We start from the raw sequence: 21,421 nt of genomic DNA on the forward strand, positions 1-21,421 counted from the left end.
TGAGACTTGTTGTTGGGGCTTATACATTTCTATTGGCGAACGACGCGCTGTTTTCAACGTTCTTCGGGAAGGTCAGCCTGATGTGAGTCTTGAGAAGGCTTCCTCCGACAACCAGCCTGAGTACCTGGCAAGCATTCAATGACCAAATCATGCCAACCAGTCCCACTGTTGATGTGGCTGATATTTTTGCCGTGAACAATATGACTAAGTACACGATGTATAGTTTGACTTGCTGCTTAATTACGCCGGTGCCGTTTAATACCATCGACTGTACAGTGCCGATACAAGTAAGTACGGCAAACACCGCCATGCCGGTCAGTACGGGGGAGGGCAGTGTAAGGTTTTGGTGGGTCCAGACGCTCACCAGCTGTTCTCCGAAGAGCAAAAGAACCAGGCTTATGACAAACGCCAGCGCCCCTGTAAGGTAATAAGCCCAGCGCGTGACCTTTAAAATCCAGGCGCCATTTCCTTCTGCTTTTGCATTGGCGATTTCTGGCCAGAGAGGAAATAGCGCAATGGAAATAAGGGCGGGGACATAGGTGTAGAGCCTTGTGTACACATCCAATGCGGGCACGATGTCGATGCCGATCAAGCTACCGGCCAATAGGGTGTTTATGCCTACTTCGGCGTACGGAACGACCTGCAGGATCAAAAATGACAGGCCGGTTATCAAGTACGGTTTTAACAGGGTGTGGTCATAATATTTAAATCGAGGTACTAAAAGCTTCATGCTGCTTCTGCCGAATACCACCAGCACTGAGACCCAGCCAACGATAACGGGCACGCCAATCACCCCAAAAACGAGCAATGACAAGTTGGCGGCGCCGCTCGCGACCACGGCCCACACGAAGACCAGGGACAGCAGACGTCCGCTGGTGGCCCAGGCATTCGCCTCGGTCATGCGGTGACGTGCGAATAAAATCCGTTGAATCAACCCGGATGGCAAACCGACGAAGACACAAGCAGACCCGAGCAACATTGCCTGGTAGCGTGGAACATCGGCAATCGGCGCATAGTGGTAGACCCACAGCGCCAACCCGCCCGTTACAGTCAGCGCCACGCCTGCAATCGTCAGCAAGGTAAACCAGACCACCGAAACCGCTTTTCGAGAGCCTTCGGACACGGTCTCTTTGCTCTCCCCCGCGAGGGTATTGACAATGGCCAGTCCAATACCGAGGTCTGCGTAAGCGGACAGTACCGATAATGATATGGCCATTGACAGAAATGCATAATCAGCCACGCTCAGCGAGTTAATGGTGAGCGGGATAAGAGCCATTACAATCAACAGATTAATGAGTCGGGCGGCGGCGGACCCAAAGATATTTTTAACCAGCCTTCGAAGTCGATTATCTAGACGCACAACATAAGATCTCTGGTTTGGGCTGAGCAGGGTTGCATGTGTCAATAGTGGAATCGGTGCGTCGAACTTTCCTGAAGGCGGGGCTTGCTTATCGACCAATAGCGTAATGAGTGATGCCTTTCTTTTTCATTCGTGCAGGCTCAAATAAGTTTCGCCCATCGAAAATTACCGGTTGGTTGAGTTGCTGTTTGATGAATTCAAAGTCCGGCGCTTTGAACGCGGGCCAATCGGTGACGATCACCAGTGCCTCTGCACCTTTGAGTGCTGTCTCCTTGGTTCCACACAAATTCAGATCGTCACGAATGCCATAGATGCGCTGGGTTTCTTCCATGGCTTCTGGGTCGTAGACGCGAACTTTGGCGCCTGCTTTCCATAGCGCTTCCATGAGCACGCGGCTGGGGGCTTCGCGCATATCGTCGGTATTAGGCTTGAAACTCAGGCCCCAGAGGGCGAATGTTTTACCGTCCAGTTCGCCCGAGAAATGCTTATGGATTTGTTTGAACTGCAGGTGTTTTTGTTCATTATTCCGGTGTTCAACCGCTTTCAGGAGGCTGGCATCGAAATCGATGCTGTTGGCGGTCCGAATCAGAGCTTGTACATCTTTCGGGAAGCACGAACCGCCGTAACCGACACCTGGGTAGATGAAGTGATAGCCGATGCGCGGATCCGAACCGATGCCCTGGCGAACCATCTCGATATCCGCGCCGAGCAACGCCGCGAGGTTGGCCATTTCGTTCATAAAGCTGATTTTGGTGGCAAGCATGCAGTTGGCGGCGTATTTCGTCAGTTCGGCGCTCCTTGCATCCATGACAATAATTTTTTCATGGTTGCGGTTGAACGGTGCATACAGTTCGCGCAGCACTTCTTCAGCGTGCGCGCTGCTGGTGCCGATGACGATGCGGTCAGGGCGCATGCAGTCTGCGACTGCCGAACCTTCCTTGAGAAACTCGGGGTTTGACACGACATCGAATGTCAGTTCTTCGCGCCCTCGCTGAGCGAGGACTTCCACGATACGGTTATTGACCTTATCAGCCGTTCCGACAGGGACGGTGGATTTGTCAATGATGGTCTGATGGCTTTCCATGTGCAGGGCAATGGTTTCTGCAACGCTGAGCACGTATTTCAGATCGGCCGATCCATCCTCATCCGGCGGTGTGCCAACGGCAATGAACTGCACATTTCCATGCTTCACGGCGAAGACTGCATCGGTGGTGAAGCTGAGACGGCCCGCCGCATAATTTTCTTTTACAAAGGTATCCAGGCCCGGCTCATAGATCGGGACATGGCCCTGCTTGAGTTGTTGAACCTTATCCGCATCAATATCGACGCAAACAACGTCATGACCGACTTCGGCCAAGACCGCGCCTTGGACCAAACCTACGTAACCAATGCCGAAAACGGTAACTTTCATGTCGATTCTCTATGGAAGTATTTAAATGCGAAAAAGTTAAGTGTCCGGGCACGCTACCGCCCCGGGGTTTTCTGCCAATCCCCGAGAGCGCCAGGTGTTGAAGGGTTAACTGCATCCGAGCCTGGAAAGACTCAGTAGCGGCTCATTGAATACACGACGAAACAGTAAATATCGAAGCGACAGCCGTTGACCGGGCTTTAAGCCTTATCGGATTTGTAGTCGTAGTGGTAATAGCCATAGTTGGAATAACCATAATTAGCCGACGCTCGTCTTTTAACCCCATTAAAAATGGCGCCTTTCAGCGAGATACCATTTTGCGCAAAACGCCGTATGGTCAATTCAATTTCACGGGTTGGGGTCATACCGAAGCGAGTAACAATCAAATTGGTACCGGCCTGGCGGCCGACAATGGCCGCATCCGTGACGGCCAATAGAGGCGGTGTATCAAGAATAACCAGGTCGTACAGCGCGCTGACTTGCTCTAACAGTGCACTGAAGTTTGCGTGCATCAGCAGCTCTGACGGATTGGGAGGGATTTGGCCTCGCCCAATGACGTCAAAGTTTTCGGTTTCCGTTTTGTGTATGGCGGTGTTGAGGTCACAGCGTTTGACCAGCAGGTCGGAAAGACCATTTTCTGCCGGGGTCCCCAGTACTTTATGCAAATAGCCTTTGCGCATGTCCACATCGATCAGCAGTACGCGCTGCCCTGCCTGTGCGATCACGGCGGCGAGGTTGGCGGAGACAAATGTTTTCCCCACCAAGGGGCTTGGACCGGAGATCATCAAGCGGTTATTGGGGGCTTCCAGCATCGCAAAGTGCAGGCTGGTGCGCAGGCTGCGCAGTGCTTCAATCGCCAGGTCGGTGGGGTGAGACAGGCTCAGCAATGCGCCAGCCTTGTACCGGCTCTGGCCTCGAGTGCTCTTAGCTTCCTCGGCTTCTTGCAGCACGCTATAGGGAACAGAGGCATATACCGGCAGCCCTAATTGCTCGATGGCTTCCGGGCTTTCAAGGCCTTTATTCAAGGCTTTGCGAAACAATACGAGGGTCACGGCGAAAAAACCGCCGAACAGCGTAGCGCCCATTACGATCAAGAATTTCTTGGGTTTGACGGGCTTCTGAACGTTCACATCCGCGGTATCGATCAGGCGCACGTTGCCGACGGTACCCGCTCGCATGACATCAAGTTCCTGGGATTTATTCAGCAGTTGCGTGTACACCTCGGTGCCCACCTCAACGTCACGGGTGAGGCTGAGCAATTCCTGCTGGGTAGAGGGCAGGCTGGTAACTTTTTTCTCCAGCATTTTTTGTTTTTCAGTCAACTCACCGATCTGAGTCAACAGGGCACGGTAAGCAGGATGTTCAGGGGTAAACCTTCTATCCATCTCGGCTTGCTGGAGTTTCATGTTGGATATATTGGTATCCAGGTTGACCATCTGATCGAGGATCGACTTGGTTTCCAGAGTGATGTCCACGGACTTGTGACGCGTCTGGTATTGGTTAAGAGCATTTCCGGCTTTCTCCAGATCCTGTTTGATCTCTGGAAGCTTCTCTCTCAAAAAGGCCAGGCTTTGAGCGGCCTCTGCCGAGGTACGCTGCACGTTCTGTCGTACATAAAGATCCGCAATGGTATTTAATATTTTTACCACTTTCCTGGTGTCTTTACCTTCCAATGACAGGTTGAGAATGCCGGATTCTTTCCCGCGCTCAAGCACATCCAGTGCATCTTGATATTCCAGAATGCTGTTCAGGCGAGGTTTGCGGACAATGCTGAACTCGGCCCCAGGATTTGCCAGCAACTCCTCAACTTGAAGTTTAATACCCTCGCGATCGACCGCTTGCCCCACCTCGCCCTCAACCAACAGGTTGCCGCCTTCGTCTAGAAGCGTGTAATGCCCGTTGGCGCCTGCGACGAGGGTCAGTTTTTTACCGAGTAGATCATCCGGTAACTTGAGCTGAAACAGCTTAAGGGATTCTCCACCCCACGCGAAGCTATTCATACCCAGCCATGGGCTGGCGACGTCGCCATGCAGCGTACTTTTAAAGCGGCGAGCAATGAACTCGCCAACCACAGGGAAGTAATTCGGCACGATGACAATATCAAGTTGTAGTTTATCGACCGTCTCGCCAATGATCGCACGCGACTTGATCAGCTCAATCTCGGTGGTAGAAGGAGACTCCTTGCCCAACATACTGCTGACATCCGAGAACCCTAGCAGGTCATTTTTTTTAGATTCGACCTGAACCAGCGCGTTCGCCTGATAGATCGGGGGCGTTAACACGGCATACGCCACGCCTACGATCATAAAGATCACAGTAATTGCCGTAATTAACCCTTTGTGATCGATCATGGCTCCGAGCACGCCGAGAAAGTCAATCTCGTCGTTGTCGTAATCCTGCACATTAACTACAGTTGGCTGTTGCATAAGTTAGTTTTCGGCCCTGGTGACTATTTGATAAGTGACGCTCAGCGCGCAAGACGCTGCGCCCATGCATTTACGGCTTCTTCTATCAACGTATAAGCATGAACAAAAGCAGCCTTTCCTTGACGGTAGGGGTCTCTGATTTCGCGGTTGTCTTGCCATTTACCTAACAAGAAAACTTTGCCCCGTGCTTCGGGTGCAATGTCGAGAACGCCGTTGATATGTCCTTTTTCCATCACCAGGATAAGCTCCGATTCACAGACGGTTTGTGGCGTTAGTTGACTGGCTTTGTGCGTCTTTGGTACGTAGCCATGTTCCTCAAGGACCCTTCGTGCAGTGGGTTCGATAGCGTTGTCCTCCAATGCGGCAAGGCCGGCCGAGCTGACTTCGATGTCGGAGCGAGCAAGTGCTTCGCGCAACAAAATTTCTGCTGTAGGACTGCGACAGATGTTGCCGATGCACACGACCAGAATTTTCTTAAACACGGCAACCTCCCTGGGGCATAGACATGTGCTGTGGTGAACTACCCAATTTTATAATGCTGAAGGGTATTGTAAGGTTTGCGCGTGAACTGAAAGGCTGACTAAGTGGTCGTTACGTTTAGAAGCTTAACGTCGAATACGCCGCAGCAGCAACCCTTAAATATCAGTTGCCTACTTAATGCCATAGTGTTCGAAGTTAGCCAGCTTATAAAACTCGACAAAAAATAACATTCCAATTGTCTACGGACAAAAAATAACATTCATGGTTTTTTTTATGTGGCTCGGTATAAGCTGAGTGAGTTGTTGTTAGGGGTGGAAAGCAGGTTAAGTATTAGACGGAATAAGGGCCTGAAAGTGTTGGCACATCACGCGACAGCTGTTAGGAATATCCAGAGTGAGGCGTTTTGTGCAACGGCCTGGTATTTGGTCCAGTGCAAGGCTAATCAGGATGAGCGAGCCGAAAATAATCTGGTTAGCCAGGGATATACCTGCTTTCGTCCCAAGCACCGGCGTGAGCGTATTTTAAAAGGGCAGCGAAAGGTTGTTTGTGAATCGCTGTTCCCGAGTTATTTATTTATCCGGGTCAGCTCCCACGATAACTGGGGGCCTTTGCGTTCGACCCGTGGTGTATTAAGGGTTGTGGGTTTTGGTGGGCAGCCACTGCCGGTCCGTGATGCGTTGATTGCCCAGCTTTATGAGCGCGACAGCGGAGTCACGGTAGAGACGTGTCTTACCCGCGGGGAGGCGGTGTGTATCAAGGAAGGTCCCTTTGCCGAGTTGAAGGCGATCTTCATGGCCATGGATGGGGTCGAGCGGGTGTTATTGCTGATGAATATCCTGCAGCGAGAGCAGACTATCAGTGTGCCGTTGAGTGGCGTTGGCAAACTTTAATAGCCACGGAGTATTAATAGGTGACGGCTAATACGTAATGATCACCTTGCCTGTTCAACTCTCTGTGTTTTTTATGGCGCCCGGCAGTTCCCTGAGAGTCGTCGATTGCTCGCTGCGCGGTTTTTGCCGCCGACCTTATTTAATTGCATCGCACATTATTGGAGTTTTGGTGTGTAGTGCGTCTGTCTGATTATTGCAGCCTGCAAAAAGACTTGAATCAATTCAACGGATGAGCGGACCGCACTTGAAGTTACTAAGAATCATCTCTTCGGTTAAACCGGAAAATGGCGGCCCTATCAATGCCGCGCGGGAAATTGACAAGTTGCTCGTTCAGGAGGGGCATCGTGTAGATGTGTTGACGCTGGATGCGGACTTCGCTGTCGACTATCCAGGCACCGTGCATTTCATGGGGCCGAGCCGGTTCGGCTACGGTTTGAACGGCAATATTCGCCAATGGCTTGAACAGCACGCGCGACACTACGATTTTTTCATCGTCAACGGGTTGTGGCAGTACCACGGTTTTGTCGCTCGCCAGGTGCTGAACAAATTAGGCCGACCTTACATCGTGTATACCCACGGCATGCTCGATCCCTGGTTCAAGCACGAATATCCGCTCAAACATTTGAAAAAGTGGCTGTATTGGCCGTGGGGAGAGTACCGGGTACTCAGGGACGCCAAGCGCGTGGTGTTTACCAGTGAAGAAGAGAAAGTTCGTGCGCGTGAGTCGTTCTGGTTATATCGCGCCAACGAAACGCTCACCGCCTATGGCACCTCCAGCCCACCGTCCGATGGTGCTCGCCTGGCGCAGGCGTTCGTCACTGATTACCCGGAGCTGAAGGGCAAACGGATGATGCTGTTCTTGAGTCGTATCCACGAAAAAAAAGGCTGCGACCACTTGCTGCAGGCATTCGCCCGGATCGCTGGGCAAGATGAGCGTTTGCATCTGGTCATGGCCGGGCCTGATCAAGACGGCTGGGTGCAGGCGCTGAAGGAGCAAGCCGTGGAACTGGGCATTGCCCATCGCGTGACGTGGCCGGGCATGTTGCAGGGGGCGGCAAAGTGGGCGGCGTTTTACGCGGCGGAAGTATTTTGCCTGCCCTCCCACCAGGAAAATTTTGGCGTGGTCGTGGCTGAGGCGCTGGCCTGCGGCAAGCCGGTGTTGATCAGTAACAAGGTCAATATCTGGCGTGAAATCGAAAAGGACGCCGTCGGGTTTGTCAGCGAAGACACTGTGGCCGGTGCGGTGCATAACCTGCAGCGCTGGTTGCAACTGGACGTGGCCGGTTACGCGCACATGTCCGAAAGAGCCAGGGCGTGCTTTGCCGAGCGTTTTCATATCCGCCGTGGCGCTCAGCGCCTGTTGGAGATCATCCGGGAGTGCCTCCCATGATTCTCCAAGGCAATGACCCTCATCGCTCGCCGTCGTTTTCATTGGCGCACCGGCTGCGTCGTCAGCTGTGGAATATGGTGTACGTGCTGCTGTTTCGGCCCAGCCCACGTCCGTTTCACGCCTGGAGGGCTTTTTTACTCAGGCTGTTCGGCGCACGCCTGGGCAAAGGTGTGCATGTTTACCCACGCGCCAAAGTGTGGGCGCCGTGGAATCTCGAACTGGGTGACCATGTCGGTATTGCCGATGGCACCAACCTTTACAACATGGCGACGATTTCCATCGGACGCTACAGCGTGATTTCCCAGGGGGCCCATTTGTGTGGCGGGTCCCACGACTACAACAGCCGAAACTTTCAGTTGTATGCAAAACCCATCGTGGTGGGCGAGCACGTGTGGGTGTGTGCCGATGCTTTTATCAGTCTGGGTGTGGTTATTGCCGATGGCGTGGTGGTGGGCGCGCGCAGCCTGGTGATCAAGAGCATTGCCCAGCCGTGGACCGTCCACGCCGGGCATCCGGCCCGGCCAATCGGCTTACGCACACAGCACTTGCAGGAGGCGATGCCATGACTCGTGAAACCGTCAGCGTGATCATCCTCACCTACAACGAAAGCTTGCACATTGCCCGTGCGATCGAGTCGGTGCGCGCTTTCAGCGACGAGGTGCTGGTGGTCGATTCGTTTTCCAGCGACGACACCTGCGAGATCGCCCGGCGTCACGGCGCGTTGGTGGTGCAGCACGCCTTCGTCAACCAGGCCAGGCAGTTCCAGTGGGCGCTGGATAATTTGCCGATTACCGGCAACTGGACGATGCGCCTGGATGCGGATGAAATCATCGAGGCCGATCTGGCGGCGCAGATCAATCAGCGTCTGCCGGCGCTGGACGAGGACATCACCGGCATCAACTTCAAGCGCAAGCATATTTTCATGGGGCGCTGGGTGCGCCATGGCGGCCGCTACCCGTTGAAGATGCTGCGGCTATGGCGCACGGGGCAAGGGCGCATCGAAGATCGCTGGATGGATGAGCACATCTCGGTGGCCCAGGGACGCACCATCACCCTGGAAGGTGGGTTTGCCGACCACAACCTGCGGGACTTGACGTTCTTCACCCACAAGCACAACCAGTACGCGACCCGTGAAGCCATTGAGATCATCAATGCGCGCCTGGCGTTATTTACGGTACGCCATGAGTTGAATGAGGGGCACAGTTCGTTCCAGGCCAAGCTCAAGCGCACGGTGAAAAACCGCGTGTATAACCGCGTGCCCTTTACCGTGAGTTCGACGGCGTACTTCTTCTGGCGCTACATCCTGCAACTGGGTTTCCTCGACGGCCGCAGCGGCCTGGTTTATCACGTGCTCCAAGGTTACTGGTACCGCTTTCTGGTGGGCGCCAAGGTGCTTGAACTGGAAACCGCGATTGCTCACTTAAACGATAAGGAAGCCATTGTCCGTGAACTTTCAAAGTTGACCGGACATAACTTGACGCTGCCCATACCGAAATAACTGACCGTTTTTAACAAACACCCACATTCGGGTGTCGGCCTTCGCTCGCCTATTATTTGGGAGATAGACATGAAAAAAGTCGCACTTATAACCGGGGTTACCGGGCAGGATGGCTCCTACCTGGCGGAGCTGCTGCTGGAAAAAGGCTACATCGTGCATGGTTTGAAACGCCGCTCCTCGTCGTTCAATACCCAACGCATCGACCACATTTACCAGGACCCCCAGGCCCAGCATAAAAACCTGATCCTGCACTATGGCGACCTGGCGGACTCGTCGAACCTGACGCGTATCATCCAGCAGATCCAGCCCGACGAAATCTACAACCTTGGCGCCCAATCCCATGTGGCCGTGAGCTTCGATTCGCCGGAATACACCGCCGATGTGGATGCCCTCGGCACCTTGCGCATCCTTGAGGCGATCCGCCTGCTGGGCCTGGAAAAGAAAACCCGTTTCTACCAGGCCTCCACCTCCGAGTTGTACGGCTTGGTGCAGGAAACCCCGCAGAAGGAAACCACCCCGTTCTACCCGCGCTCGCCCTATGCCGTGGCCAAGCTGTACGCCTATTGGATCACCGTGAACTTCCGCGAAGCCTACGGGTTGTATGCGTGCAACGGCATCCTGTTCAACCACGAGTCGCCGCGTCGCGGTGAAACCTTCGTGACCCGCAAGATCACCCGCGCCCTGGCCAACATCGCACTGGGCCTGGAGCAGTGCCTGTACATGGGCAACATGGACGCCCTGCGCGACTGGGGCCATGCCAAGGATTACGTGCGCATGCAGTGGATGATGCTGCAGCAAGAGAAGCCCGAGGACTTTGTGATCGCCACCGGCGTGCAGTATTCGGTGCGCGATTTCATTCGCTGGTCGGCAGCGGAATTGGGCCTGCGCCTGAGTTTTGTCGGTGAGGGCTTGGAGGAGGTGGCGGTGGTCGAGCACATCGACGGCGACCTGGCCCCCGGTATCCTGGTGGGCGATGTGATTGTGCGCGTCGACCCGCGCTACTTCCGCCCGGCAGAGGTTGAGACATTGTTGGGCGACCCGTCCAAGGCCCAACAGAAGCTGGGGTGGACCCCGGAAATCAGCGCCCAGGACATGTGTGCGGAGATGGTGCGCGAAGACCTCAAGATCGCTCAGCGCCACGCCTTGTTGCGCCTGCACGGCCACGACGCACCGATTGCCGTGGAGAACTGAGCATGGCTCGTGATTTTGATGCGCGGATCTTTGTCGCCGGCCATCGCGGCATGGTCGGCTCGGCCATCGTGCGGCGCCTGTGGGCCCTGGGCTATACCCAGATCCTCACAGCGAGCCGCGATGAACTGGACCTGCTCGACCCGGCGGCGGTGCAGGCGTACTTCGCCAGGCAGCGTATAGACCAGGTGTACCTGGCGGCCGCCAAGGTCGGCGGGATTCACGCCAACGCCACCTACCCGGCGGATTTCATCTACCAGAACCTGATGATCCAGGCCAACGTGATCCATGCCGCCCACAGCCATGACGTGGACAAGCTGTTATTCCTCGGCTCGTCGTGTATCTACCCGGTGCACGCACCGCAACCGATGATCGAGGCGGTGTTGCTTGACGGCGCCCTGGAGCCCACCAACGAACCCTACGCCGTGGCCAAGATCGCCGGGATCAAACTGTGCGAAAGCTACAACCGCCAGCACGGCCGCGACTACCGCAGCGTGATGCCTACCAACCTGTATGGCCCGGGCGACAACTACCACCCACACAACAGCCATGTGATCGCCGCCTTGCTGCGGCGCTTCCACGAGGCGACGCAGCGTGGCGACGAGGAGGTGGTGATCTGGGGCAGTGGCACGCCGCGCCGTGAGTTCCTGCATGTGGATGACATGGCGGCGGCCAGCGTGCATGTGATGGAGCTCAGCCCCGAGCGCTATCGCGCGCAGACCCAGCCGATGTGCTCGCACTTGAACGTCGGCACCGGTGTGGATTGCACCATTGCCGAGTTGGCCCAGGCCCTGGTGCGGGTCACCGGGTTCGGTGGGCGCTTGCGTTTCGATGTCAGCAAGCCCGATGGCGCGCCGCGCAAGTTGCTGGATGTGAGCCGTATCAGCGCGCTCGGCTGGGAAGCCTATGTGCCGCTGGAGGAAGGCCTGCGCGATGCCTATAACGCCTATCTCGCGGCGCTCGAACAACCCCGGGGCCAGTGATGAAGATTCTCCTGTACGGCATCAATTACAGCCCGGAGCTGACCGGCATCGGCAAGTACAGCGGTGAACAGGCACGCTGGCTGGCCGGTCAGGGGCATGACGTGCGGGTGGTCACGGCGCCGCCGTATTACCCCTGCTGGCAGGTGGGCGAGGGCTATTCGCCGTGGCGCTATCGCACCGAACAGGACGCTGGTGTCACGGTGATCCGCTGCCCGCTGTATGTGCCACGCCAGCCCGGCGCGTTGACGCGGCTGTTGCACCTGATGAGTTTTTCCGCCAGCTCGTGCCTGGCGGTGCTGGGGCAATTGCGCTGGAAGCCGGACCTGGTGATTCTGGTGGTGCCCACGCTGTTTTGCGCGCCCCAGGCGCTATTGCTGGCCAAGCTCAGTGGCGCGCGCTCGGTGCTGCATATCCAGGACTACGAAGTGGACGCGATGTTTGGCCTGGGCATCGGTGGCGGCTCGCTGCTGCGTCGCTTGGCGTTCGGCCTGGAGCGCTGGTTGTTGCGGCGCTTCGACCGGGTTTCGACGATTTCCAGCGGCATGCTCGACAAGGCCCGTGGCAAAGGCGTGCACAGCCAGCGGCTGTTGTTCTTTCCGAATTGGTCGGAAACCTCACGCTTTCGACAGGTGCCGCGCAACCGCACCTTGCTCGAGCGCCTGGGGGTGCCGGCTGGCACGCGGGTGTTGTTGTACTCGGGCAACATCGGCGAGAAGCAGGGCCTGGAGCTGATCCTCGACGCTGCCCAGGCGCACGTCCAGCGGGCCGACCTGGTCTTTCTGATCGTTGGCCAGGGCCCCGGCAAGGCACGCTTGCTCGAGCGGATACGGCGCGATGGCCTGCGCAATGTGCTGCTTGCACCGTTGCAAGCCAACGAAGACCTGCCGGCACTGCTGGCTTCGGCGGATGTGCACCTGGTAATCCAGAAGCGCGGGGTGGCGGACGCGGTGCTGCCGTCCAAATTGACCAACATCCTGGCGGTGGGCGGGCACGCGATCATCACCGCCGACCCCGACACCACCCTCGGGCGCCTATGCGCGGAACATCCGGGCATTGCGGTGTTGGTCGAGCCGGAGTCCGTCGCGGCGCTGAATGCCGGGATCGCGCGAGTGCTGGCATTGCCCGCGGGCAACAAGGTGGCGTTGAACTACGCCCAGGAGTTCCTCGACAAGGAACGCATTCTGCAACGTTTTCTGGCACAGGTTTGAACGGTATGTGGCTTGATTTACCGACCTTCAAGACGGTCGTGGCGTCGACGCCGTTGGTGGCGATCGACCTGGTAGTGAAAAACAGCCGTGGTGAGGTGTTAATGGGCCTGCGGGTCAATCGGCCGGCCTATGGTTTCTGGTTTGTGCCTGGCGGGCGCATCCAGAAGAACGAAAGCCTCGACCGCGCCTTTCAGCGCATTACCCGCGACGAGTTGGGGCGCGCCTTTGAGCGCGACCAGGCGCAGCTGCTGGGGGTGTACGAGCACTTCTACGACGACAGCGTATTTGCCAACGCCGGGGCCGGGCCGGACACTCACTATGTGGTGCTCGGCTATTGCCTGCAACTGGCCACTGATGAAACCCTGCAACTGCCCACGGAGCAACACCAGCAGTACCGTTGGTGGCCACAGGATGAACTGCGTATCAGCCCACGGGTGCATGAAAACACCCGTGCCTATTTCTGACCCTCGTTCCCAAGGATGCTCTCATGTTATTACCCGTGATCATGGCGGGCGGTTCGGGGTCGCGCCTGTGGCCGCTCTCCCGGCAACTGAACCCCAAGCAGTTCCTGCGCCTCACCGATGCACAGCTGTCGATGCTGCAACAGACCATCACCCGCCTGGAAGGCGCGAACGTCGCCGTGCCGCAGTTGATCTGCAACGAACAGCACCGCTTCCTGGTGGCTGAGCAGTTGCGCCAGCTGGGCCTGGAGCACGCCAGCATCCTGCTCGAACCGGTGGGGCGCAACACCGCGCCGGCCATCGCGTTGGCGGCGTGCAAGGCGCTGGCCGAGGCCGAGGACCCGATCCTGCTGGTGCTGGCGGCCGACCATCTGATTACCGATGTCCCGGCGTTCCACGCCAGCCTGGAAATCGCGCTGCCGCTGGCACGCGATGGCAAGCTGGTGACCTTCGGCATCACCCCCGACAGTGCCCACACCGGCTATGGCTACATCGAGCAAGGCGCGCCGGTGGGCGAGGGGGGTTATCGGGTCAAGCGCTTTGTCGAGAAGCCGGATGCCGCCACTGCCCAGGCATATGTGGACAGCGGTGATTACGCCTGGAACAGCGGCATGTTCATGTTCCGCGCCAGTCGCTACCTGCAGGAGCTGGAGCGCTTCGAGCCGGCCATCCTTGAAGCCTGCCGCGCAGCGCTGGCGGGCGGCAGCCAGGACCAGCCGTTTACCCGTGTGCACGCGGCCACCTTCGCCGCCTGCGCGGATAACTCGATCGACTACGCCGTGATGGAAAAAACCAGTGATGCGGTGATGGTGCCGTTGCAGGCCGGCTGGAGCGATATCGGCTCCTGGTCGGCGCTTTGGGAGGCCAGCGAAAAGGACCCCAGCGGCAACGTGATACGCGGTGACGGGCTGACCGTCGACACCCACGACACCTACGTGCACGCCGACAGTCGGCTGGTGGGCACGGTGGGGGTACGGGACCTGATCATCGTCGAGACCAAGGACGCGGTGTTGGTCGCTCACAAGGACCAGGTGCAGCAGGTCAAGGGCATCGTCGAGCAACTCAAACAGGCCGGGCGCCATGAACACCTCAACCACCGCGAGGTGTACCGGCCCTGGGGCATGTACGACTCGGTGGACAATGGCGCGCGTTACCAGGTCAAGCGCATTACCGTAAAACCAGGGGCCAAGCTCTCGGTGCAGATGCATCACCACCGCGCCGAACACTGGATCGTGGTCAGCGGCACGGCCAAGGTCACCAATGGCGAACAGAGCTACCTGGTGTCGGAAAACGAGTCGACCTATATCCCCATCGGGCAGGTACATGCCCTGGAAAATCCGGGGGTGATCCCTCTGGAGCTGATCGAGGTGCAATCGGGTTCTTATCTGGGCGAGGACGATATTGTGCGCTTTGAAGACAAATACGGGCGGGTGTGAAGTTTTCGGACATTTAATAACGTTTTATATAACTGGCGGGAGCGCAATGCATTGGCCGCCGGGCACTTCGCCGGAAAAACGTTATTTTCAACTAATAACACTGAACATGCCCCGGCTGGTGCGTTGTTTAGTAGGGTGGCACTATCTGCCCGGCTACTCACTGACGATAAGGAGTCGGATATGAAAAAAACACTGGCTATTGTTTTGCTTAGTGTGATGAGTACTTCTGCGTTGGCTGCCGAGTTGCCGTTGTGGCTCGACACCGCGGTGGTCGGGTCTGTCACGGTCGGTGAAACCCTCCTCGTCGCCAGCGCCCTCATCGCCGGCGCAGCCGCAGCCTCCAGCAGTGGCGGCAGTTCCAATGGCGGCACCACCACGGGCACCACAGGCACGACCGGTACCACGAGTGCCAGCAACTAAGTTGTAAATCTTCCGCTTTCAAGACCGCTTGGAATCCCCGCCCAGGTGGTCTTTTTTTCTTATCGTTTATCGCGAGTGTCCTAACACTATGATGCGCATTTTTTCTGTGGCCGCCGTGACGGCTGCCTTATTGCAAGGCTGCATGTTTGCCCCCGGTCAATATATGGATACGGCGGCCATGACCGAGCAGGGTGGTGCTGAAAGTAGTCGAGTTGAGTTAATTCCAATTACGCCGAAGTTATTGGCCATGGACGCGGCCGCTCAAGTGCCTTATTCCATCGCGCCGGAACTGTTGAGCTATAAACCCGGCCCGTATCTGATCGGCGCCAATGATGCGCTGTATATCACGGTGTGGGATCACCCTGAACTGACCGCGCCCTCGGGGCCGCAGCAGCAGATTGACGCCAACGGCCGGCTGGTCAACCCGGACGGTAATCTGTTTTATCCGTATGTCGGCGAAGTGGTCGCCAAGGGACGGAGCCTGGCGGCATTGCGTATCGAAATCACCGAGAAGTTGCGCCAGTACATCGACAGCCCTCAAGTGGATGTCAGCGTGCTGCGTTTTGCCAGCCAGCGCGTGGTGGTGACCGGCGCGGTGATCAAGGCGGGGCCGGTGCCGATCACCAGCACCCCGATGAGCGTGATGGAAGCCGTCGCCGCTTGTGGTATCGACCCGCTCAATGCCGATCTGTCGAACCTCACGCTGACCCGTGACGGCAAGCGCTACACCCTTGACCTTGACACCCTCAACCTTGAGCCGTCGCGTGTGAATGATATCTACCTCAAGGACGGAGATCAGCTGTACCTGCCTTATAACGACCGCAAGCGCATCTACGTGATGGGCGAGGTCATTCAGCCCCGCGCCCTGACGTTCAAGACCCGCAGTATGAACCTTTCCGACGTGCTCGGCTCGGTGGGCGGGATGAACCAGAACACCTCCAATGCCGACGCCATCTATGTGATTCGCGGTGCGCAGAACATTGATGTGCAGCCGGCCAAGGTGTTCAAACTGGAAGCCGCGTCCCCTGCGGCCATGGCCCTGGCCACACGCTTTGATGTGCAACCCCAGGACGTGGTGTTTGTCGGCCCGGCCACGATCACGCGCTGGAACCGCTTTATCAGTCAGTTGTTGCCGTCCGCTTCGATCATCGGCATTGGTGCCTCCACCCAAAACAACCTGAGCGAAGCCAGCAACCGATAAGGTGGAACCTGCGTGAACAGTCTGAAAACCGCTACTTACGCGGGGTTGGCGTGGCTGTTGTGCGGCTGCAATCCGCTGATGACGGCCTCCCTCGCCACCTTCAAGGCCGCCGTGGCCGGGCCTGAGCCGCTGGCGCTGACCCAGGCCCAGGTGGACGCGGTGCCGTTTCCCCAGATCAAGGTCACCACGCTGTCCAGCGAAGGGGTCATGGCGCTGATTCGCCAGCGCGGCGACCTGCAGTTCTGGGTGGCGTCCGGCAAGCAGGTATTGCTGGTGCGCGACGGCCTGGTGGTGCGCACGGTCGGCTTGGGGGTCGACATCGACGGCACGTACTGGGACGGCCAGTCGCCGTTCCAGCAGGGGCTGCACCGTGTGCCGGATGGCTATCGCAGCACGCGCCGGATCGATCTGGTGGACGGGTATCGCCTGGGCATCGTCGTCACCAGTCGCCTGACCCGCAAGGGCATGGAGACGCTCCAGATCCTGAACAAACCCTACGCCTTGCTGCGGGTGGACGAAGACATTGAGGCTCAAGCGCTGGGCTTTCACGCGCGCAACCGTTACTGGGTCGACCCCCATGACGGTTTTATCGTGCACAGCGAGCAGCACCTCACCCCCAGCCTGAGCCTGACCATTACCCAACTGCAACCTACCCGCAAGGACGCCCCATGACCGCTCGAAGATTCGGCGCGCTGGTGCTGCTGTGCAGCTGCGCCAGTGTGTGCCAGGCCGCCATCACCGTCAGCGGCCAGGTGCGCTACCCCGGTGCGTTGGCACTGCAACCCGAGACGCGCCTGTTGGATGTGATCAGTGCGACGCAGCCGGATGCCCAGGGTTATTGGCTCGGCGCGGCGTGGTTGCACCAGCCGCTGCTGGAACGCCAGACGCGGCTCAAGGCCGGCGTACTGTTTGACCTCGACATCTTGCAGCGTGCCGCCTTGGCCGCCGGGCGCGAAGGCCGTGCTCGCACAGCGGCACAACTGTATCAACAGGTACTGGCCTTGCCGGTGACCGGCCGCCAGTTGACGGTGCTCGACCCGGTGGCGGTGGAAGTCGGCTTTGCGCCTAACCCCACGGTCAGCGACGGCGACCGCCTGATCTATCCGCCACGGCCCACCACCGTGCGCGTGCTGGGCGCTGTCACCACAGCCTGCAGCTTGGCGTTCCAACCGCTGCGCGCGGCCGCTGATTACCTGCGCGCCTGCCCGCCATCGGCGCAGGCGGACGCCGATTACCTGTGGCTGATCCAGCCCGACGGCCGCGTCACGCGCCTGGGCATCGCCCCGTGGAACCGCGAGGACGGCGCGCCACCCGCACCGGGCAGCACACTGCTGGTGCCGATCCGCAGCGACGACCTGGACCCGCCCACGCCTGAACTGAATCAGCAACTGGCCGAGTTTCTTGCCACCCAACCCCCGGCTGAGGTCACGCCTTGAAATTATGTCTTGCGGCCGTGCTGCTGGTGCCCTGTGGCGTCGTGCATGGCGATCCCCGTTACACCCAAAGCGATTTTGGCGGCGTAGGGCTGCTGCAAACCCCCACCGCGCGCATGGCCTCCACTGGCGAATTCAGCGTCAACGCCAACCGTACCGAGCCTTACAGCCGCTACAGTTTTTCGCTGCAGCCGCTGGACTGGCTGGAGGGCACCTTTCGCTACACGGCCATCACCAACCGCCGCTATGGCGCCGAATCGTTCAGCGGCAGCCAGAGCTACAAGGACAAGGCGGTAGACGCCAAAGTGCGCCTGTATCAGGAAAGCCATTGGCTGCCCGAAGTGGCGCTGGGGTTTCTGGACGTGGGTGGCACCGGGCTGTTTTCCAGCGAGTATCTGGTGGCGAACAAGCGTTACGATGATCTGGATTTCAGCGCCGGCATCGCCTGGGGCTATCTGGGCAGTCGCGGTGATCTCGATAACCCCCTGGGCGCCCTGGATGATCGGTTCAACAAACGGTCTGCGGCTGAAGGCTCCGGCAGTTTTTCCAACGGTTATTTTCGCGGTCGGCCCGCCCTGTTTGGCGGCGTTGCCTACCAGACACCCTGGGCGCCGCTGAGTCTCAAGCTGGAAGTGGAAGGCAACGACTACCAGAACGAACCCCGTGGCAATCGCTTTCGCCAGGATTCGCCGGTCAACATCGGCATGGTCTACAAACTCGCCGATTCGGTCGATGTGAGTGCTGCCTGGGAGCGCGGCAATACGGCGATGTTCGGCATCACCCTGCACACCAACTTTGTCAGCCGCAAGGCACCGGTGAAAACCTACGACCCGCCGGCGCCCAAGCTGCCGGCCAAGGTGCCGACCACGCCGATGGACCAGGTGGACTGGGCTGACGTCTCCAGGCGCCTGCACGACAATGCCGGCTACAACGTGCGGCGTATTGCCCAGCGCGGGCCTGAATTGTTGGTGTATGGCGAACAGCAGCGTTATTTCTACAGTGCCAAGGCGGTAGGCCGGGCCAGCCGCATTCTGGACAACAGCGTCAATGACCAGATCGATTGGTTCACCCTCGTGGACGAGCGCTATGCCATGCCGATCGAAGAGACCAGCGTGCCGCGCCAGACCTTCCGCGAGGTGGTCAACCAGCGCGAAGACCTGCAGGACCTGCATCGCCAGGTCGAGGTCAATCGCCCCAGCAACCCCGCGCAGACCGTGCTCTATACCCAGCCGCCCACCCCGTTGAGCTATGGAGTGGGCCTGGGCTACAAGCAGAACGTCGGCGGCCCGGATGGCTTGCTCTACCAGATTTCCGCCGACCTCGACGCCGAGTACCGCTTTACCCGCAACACCTGGTGGAGTGGCTTGCTCAGCGTCAACCTGCTCAACAACTACAACGGCTTCACCTACGACGCCCCCAGCGGTTTGCCGCGAGTGCGCACCGACTTGCGTCAGTACATGACCACGTCGGATGTGACCCTGCCGACTTTTCAGGTCAACCATGCGCTGCAGTTGGACCAGGACCTTTACGGCATGGTCTACGGTGGCTTGCTGGAGTCGATGTATGCCGGTGTCGGCAGCGAGGTGCTGTACCGTCCCATGAACCAGCATTGGGCCTTGGGCGCCGACCTCAACTACGTGCGCCAGCGCGGTTTCGAGCAGGATTTCAGCCTGCGCGACTACCGCACCGTCACCGGGCATATCACCGCTTATACCGATTTGCCGTTCAACCTTCAGGGGGCGTTGAGTGTCGGCCGCTACCTGGCCAGGGATTGGGGGGCCACGCTGGACGTGTCGCGGCAATTGAGCAACGGCGTACGGATCGGCGCGTGGGTCACGCGCACCAACGTGTCCAAGCAGGATTTTGGCGAAGGCAGCTTCGACAAGGGCTTGTACCTGTCCATTCCATTCGATGAGTTGATGAGCCTGTCGACCCTGCGCCGCGCCAACCTGGTATGGGCGCCGCTGACCCGCGATGGTGGCGCACGCTTGAATCGTGCCTATTCACTGCATGCGATGACCGATGGGCGCGACAGTGACCTGTTCTACCAGAACATCGGCAAGATCACGGAGTGAGAGGGGCGTTTGCCGTGGCGAGGGAGCACGCTCCCTCGCCACACAGCGTTCAGTAGATATCTTTGGACAGCAGCGTAAACGGCGTCTTCAGCAGGATCTTGATGTCCAGCCACAGCGACCAGGTATTGATGTAGCGCAGGTCGATGTCGACGCGTTGTTGCATCTTCTCCAGGGTCTCAGTCTCGCCTCGGCAGCCGTTGACCTGCGCCAGGCCGGTGATGCCAGGCTTGATCCGATGACGTGCCATGTACGCGCGGATCTTGCCCGAATAGTAGTCGTTGTGCGCGATCGCATGGGGCCGAGGGCCGACCAGGGCCATATGCCCTTGCAACACGTTGAACAGTTGCGGCAATTCGTCGATGGAAGTGCGCCGGATAAACCGGCCCACCGGGGTGATGCGTGAATCGTTACGGCTGGCCTGGCGCACTTCGTGGTCGTCATGCACACGCATCGAGCGAAATTTCCAGACCTTGATCACCTCGCCATTCCAGCCGTGGCGGTCCTGCTTGAAGATCACCGGGCCGGGCGAGGTGAGCTTGATCAGTAGGGCGAATAGCAACAATACCGGGCTGAGCACAATGATCGCCAGCAGGGCCAGGCTCTTGTCCAGCAGTGACTTGCTCAACGCGGCGGTGGGGCGACTGGTGAGCGGGCTTTCGTTGAGGTAGATCGCCGGCAGGCCGTCCACTTCGGCCACACAGTGGTTGAGCAGCAGCATGTTATTGAGGTCGGGCACCCAGATCACATCCACGCTGATATCCAGCAGGTTGAGGTACAACGCCTCGATGTGCGTGGCTTCCTGCAATGAATGAGTGATGTAGAGCCGGCGAATACCGTGCTGCCTGATCAGCTGCGGTAGCTGCGGCAGCTCGCCGAGGACCTCGGCGGGCGCGTCCGCGGTGGCATCGCTGGGGCTGCCGACGAGCCCGACCAGGGGCGAACGCTTTTGCCGTGAGAGGGTTTTGGCCAGGTCCACGGCCAGTTTGCCGGTGCCCACAATCAGTGACTTTTGGCGCTGGTGAAGTTGGCGGTGGTAGTGCCGTGACAGACTATGTAAGGGTATATAAGCCAGTGCCAGAAGCGGGTAACTGACCGCCGCCCAAAGCAATAAAGTTTCGAGTGGGAATAATGAACTTGCGTTGCATGTTACCCCTACGGCAAACACGATTCCCATGGTCAATGACCAGCCCATGAGCAAGCGTGCGAGGCCCACGGCATAGTCATCTTTTTTACTGTATACATCACACAGCGTATATGCCGGAAGGGAGGCCAGAATGGTCATTGCGGCGAGTACACGGTAGTGATATTCCAGCTGCCCGGTCTTTAAGATAACCAAACTGAATAACAGCGCAACGGTCATGCCCGATGCAAGTGTCCATTGGCCCCAGAACGTCAAACCCCTGGGGGTCAGGTTTCGATGCATTCTAGTGTTATTAAGCATACTTCTGCTCCCGGTGGTGACCACACACATGGTGGCAGGGTTTAAGGGGGTGTCCGAAATAACAATAGGCACGCGCAGGCGCGTACCTATTGATAGTAATGAACGGCAGGAAGCAGTGGCTGA

At 58.2% G+C, this 21,421-nt stretch carries 19 protein-coding genes; 14 read left to right on the forward strand and 5 right to left on the reverse strand.

All coding sequences use genetic code 11. From position 1 onward, the window contains the following. Window positions 1–19: 19 nt before the first annotated feature. The 4 genes from AB4O05_RS16215 to AB4O05_RS16230 all read right to left on the reverse strand — a co-directional run bounded on the left by AB4O05_RS16215 (window position 20) and on the right by AB4O05_RS16230 (window position 5,676). Complete coding sequence (locus AB4O05_RS16215; protein ID WP_460136619.1) at window positions 20–1,360, reverse strand: lipopolysaccharide biosynthesis protein; 1,341 nt, start codon at window positions 1,358–1,360, stop codon at window positions 20–22. 88 nt (window positions 1,361–1,448) lie between these two features. Beyond that, on the reverse strand, window positions 1,449–2,771 hold the full coding sequence (locus tag AB4O05_RS16220; RefSeq protein WP_460136618.1) for a UDP-glucose dehydrogenase family protein: 1,323 nt from the start codon (window positions 2,769–2,771) through the stop codon (window positions 1,449–1,451). 197 nt (window positions 2,772–2,968) lie between these two features. Next, the gene (locus AB4O05_RS16225; RefSeq protein WP_460136617.1) at window positions 2,969–5,194 is read right to left on the reverse strand and encodes a polysaccharide biosynthesis tyrosine autokinase; all 2,226 of its coding nucleotides are present in this window, start codon (window positions 5,192–5,194) and stop codon (window positions 2,969–2,971) included. Window positions 5,195–5,235: 41 nt separating this feature from the next. Beyond that, window positions 5,236–5,676: a low molecular weight protein-tyrosine-phosphatase gene (locus AB4O05_RS16230; RefSeq protein WP_460136616.1), complete on the reverse strand. Its 441-nt coding sequence runs from the start codon at window positions 5,674–5,676 to the stop codon at window positions 5,236–5,238. A gap of 345 nt (window positions 5,677–6,021) precedes the next feature. Here AB4O05_RS16230 and rfaH point away from each other — a divergent pair, with 345 nt between their 5' ends. The 14 genes from rfaH to AB4O05_RS16300 all read left to right on the forward strand — a co-directional run bounded on the left by rfaH (window position 6,022) and on the right by AB4O05_RS16300 (window position 19,857). Beyond that, on the forward strand, window positions 6,022–6,564 hold the full coding sequence (gene rfaH / locus AB4O05_RS16235) for a transcription/translation regulatory transformer protein RfaH (RefSeq protein WP_460137569.1): 543 nt from the start codon (window positions 6,022–6,024) through the stop codon (window positions 6,562–6,564). Between the two features lie 244 nt (window positions 6,565–6,808). Beyond that, window positions 6,809–7,954 carry a glycosyltransferase gene (locus AB4O05_RS16240; RefSeq protein WP_460136615.1) on the forward strand — a complete coding sequence of 382 codons (1,146 nt, stop codon included), beginning with the start codon at window positions 6,809–6,811 and terminating at the stop codon, window positions 7,952–7,954. Further along, the gene (locus AB4O05_RS16245; protein WP_460136614.1) at window positions 7,951–8,520 is read left to right on the forward strand and encodes an LbetaH domain-containing protein; all 570 of its coding nucleotides are present in this window, start codon (window positions 7,951–7,953) and stop codon (window positions 8,518–8,520) included. Before AB4O05_RS16240 ends, AB4O05_RS16245 begins: the two co-directional genes overlap by 4 nt. Further along, a complete protein-coding gene (locus AB4O05_RS16250) occupies window positions 8,517–9,452 on the forward strand; it encodes a glycosyltransferase family 2 protein (RefSeq protein WP_460136613.1) in 936 nt (311 codons plus the stop codon). The genes AB4O05_RS16245 and AB4O05_RS16250 overlap by 4 nt, the downstream gene beginning before the upstream one ends. Before the next feature lie 69 nt (window positions 9,453–9,521). Beyond that, complete coding sequence (gene gmd, locus AB4O05_RS16255) at window positions 9,522–10,643, forward strand: GDP-mannose 4,6-dehydratase (RefSeq protein ID WP_460136612.1); 1,122 nt, start codon at window positions 9,522–9,524, stop codon at window positions 10,641–10,643. 2 nt (window positions 10,644–10,645) lie between these two features. Continuing rightward, the gene (fcl, locus tag AB4O05_RS16260; RefSeq protein WP_460136611.1) at window positions 10,646–11,623 is read left to right on the forward strand and encodes a GDP-L-fucose synthase; all 978 of its coding nucleotides are present in this window, start codon (window positions 10,646–10,648) and stop codon (window positions 11,621–11,623) included. Further along, window positions 11,623–12,831: a WcaI family glycosyltransferase gene (locus AB4O05_RS16265; RefSeq protein ID WP_460136610.1), complete on the forward strand. Its 1,209-nt coding sequence runs from the start codon at window positions 11,623–11,625 to the stop codon at window positions 12,829–12,831. The genes fcl and AB4O05_RS16265 overlap by 1 nt, the downstream gene beginning before the upstream one ends. A 5-nt stretch (window positions 12,832–12,836) precedes the next feature. Continuing rightward, a complete protein-coding gene (locus AB4O05_RS16270) occupies window positions 12,837–13,295 on the forward strand; it encodes a GDP-mannose mannosyl hydrolase (RefSeq protein WP_460136609.1) in 459 nt (152 codons plus the stop codon). 23 nt (window positions 13,296–13,318) lie between these two features. Beyond that, complete coding sequence (locus tag AB4O05_RS16275; RefSeq protein WP_460136608.1) at window positions 13,319–14,728, forward strand: mannose-1-phosphate guanylyltransferase/mannose-6-phosphate isomerase; 1,410 nt, start codon at window positions 13,319–13,321, stop codon at window positions 14,726–14,728. A gap of 180 nt (window positions 14,729–14,908) precedes the next feature. Beyond that, a complete protein-coding gene (locus AB4O05_RS16280; RefSeq protein WP_460136607.1) occupies window positions 14,909–15,148 on the forward strand; it encodes a hypothetical protein in 240 nt (79 codons plus the stop codon). Between the two features lie 88 nt (window positions 15,149–15,236). Further along, the gene (locus AB4O05_RS16285; RefSeq protein ID WP_460136606.1) at window positions 15,237–16,349 is read left to right on the forward strand and encodes a polysaccharide biosynthesis/export family protein; all 1,113 of its coding nucleotides are present in this window, start codon (window positions 15,237–15,239) and stop codon (window positions 16,347–16,349) included. A 12-nt stretch (window positions 16,350–16,361) separates the two neighbouring features. Beyond that, entirely contained in the window at window positions 16,362–17,021 is a 660-nt protein-coding gene (locus tag AB4O05_RS16290; protein WP_460136605.1) for a YjbF family lipoprotein, read from the forward strand. Continuing rightward, window positions 17,018–17,785 (forward strand): capsule biosynthesis GfcC family protein, encoded by a 768-nt coding sequence (locus AB4O05_RS16295; protein WP_460136604.1) that lies wholly within the window; start codon window positions 17,018–17,020, stop codon window positions 17,783–17,785. Before AB4O05_RS16290 ends, AB4O05_RS16295 begins: the two co-directional genes overlap by 4 nt. Beyond that, a complete protein-coding gene (locus AB4O05_RS16300) occupies window positions 17,782–19,857 on the forward strand; it encodes a YjbH domain-containing protein (RefSeq protein ID WP_460136603.1) in 2,076 nt (691 codons plus the stop codon). The genes AB4O05_RS16295 and AB4O05_RS16300 overlap by 4 nt, the downstream gene beginning before the upstream one ends. A 49-nt stretch (window positions 19,858–19,906) precedes the next feature. Here the strand turns inward: AB4O05_RS16300 and AB4O05_RS16305 are convergent, their stop codons facing one another. Further along, window positions 19,907–21,298 carry an undecaprenyl-phosphate glucose phosphotransferase gene (locus AB4O05_RS16305; RefSeq protein ID WP_460136602.1) on the reverse strand — a complete coding sequence of 464 codons (1,392 nt, stop codon included), beginning with the start codon at window positions 21,296–21,298 and terminating at the stop codon, window positions 19,907–19,909. Window positions 21,299–21,421 lie beyond the last annotated feature (123 nt).

The organism is Pseudomonas sp. S1_G07 (assembly GCF_054668565.1).

Coding starts and splice junctions, on each gene's coding strand:
- AB4O05_RS16295 (WP_460136604.1), top strand. CDS start 17,018: ATGACCGCTCGAAGATTCGGCGCGCTGGTGCTGCTGTGCAGCTGCGCC.
- AB4O05_RS16275 (WP_460136608.1), top strand. CDS start 13,319: ATGTTATTACCCGTGATCATGGCGGGCGGTTCGGGGTCGCGCCTGTGG.
- AB4O05_RS16220 (WP_460136618.1), bottom strand. CDS start 2,771: ATGAAAGTTACCGTTTTCGGCATTGGTTACGTAGGTTTGGTCCAAGGC.
- AB4O05_RS16245 (WP_460136614.1), top strand. CDS start 7,951: ATGATTCTCCAAGGCAATGACCCTCATCGCTCGCCGTCGTTTTCATTG.
- AB4O05_RS16285 (WP_460136606.1), top strand. CDS start 15,237: ATGATGCGCATTTTTTCTGTGGCCGCCGTGACGGCTGCCTTATTGCAA.
- AB4O05_RS16225 (WP_460136617.1), bottom strand. CDS start 5,194: ATGCAACAGCCAACTGTAGTTAATGTGCAGGATTACGACAACGACGAG.
- AB4O05_RS16280 (WP_460136607.1), top strand. CDS start 14,909: ATGAAAAAAACACTGGCTATTGTTTTGCTTAGTGTGATGAGTACTTCT.
- fcl (WP_460136611.1), top strand. CDS start 10,646: ATGGCTCGTGATTTTGATGCGCGGATCTTTGTCGCCGGCCATCGCGGC.
- AB4O05_RS16250 (WP_460136613.1), top strand. CDS start 8,517: ATGACTCGTGAAACCGTCAGCGTGATCATCCTCACCTACAACGAAAGC.
- AB4O05_RS16270 (WP_460136609.1), top strand. CDS start 12,837: ATGTGGCTTGATTTACCGACCTTCAAGACGGTCGTGGCGTCGACGCCG.
- AB4O05_RS16305 (WP_460136602.1), bottom strand. CDS start 21,298: ATGCTTAATAACACTAGAATGCATCGAAACCTGACCCCCAGGGGTTTG.
- AB4O05_RS16265 (WP_460136610.1), top strand. CDS start 11,623: ATGAAGATTCTCCTGTACGGCATCAATTACAGCCCGGAGCTGACCGGC.
- gmd (WP_460136612.1), top strand. CDS start 9,522: ATGAAAAAAGTCGCACTTATAACCGGGGTTACCGGGCAGGATGGCTCC.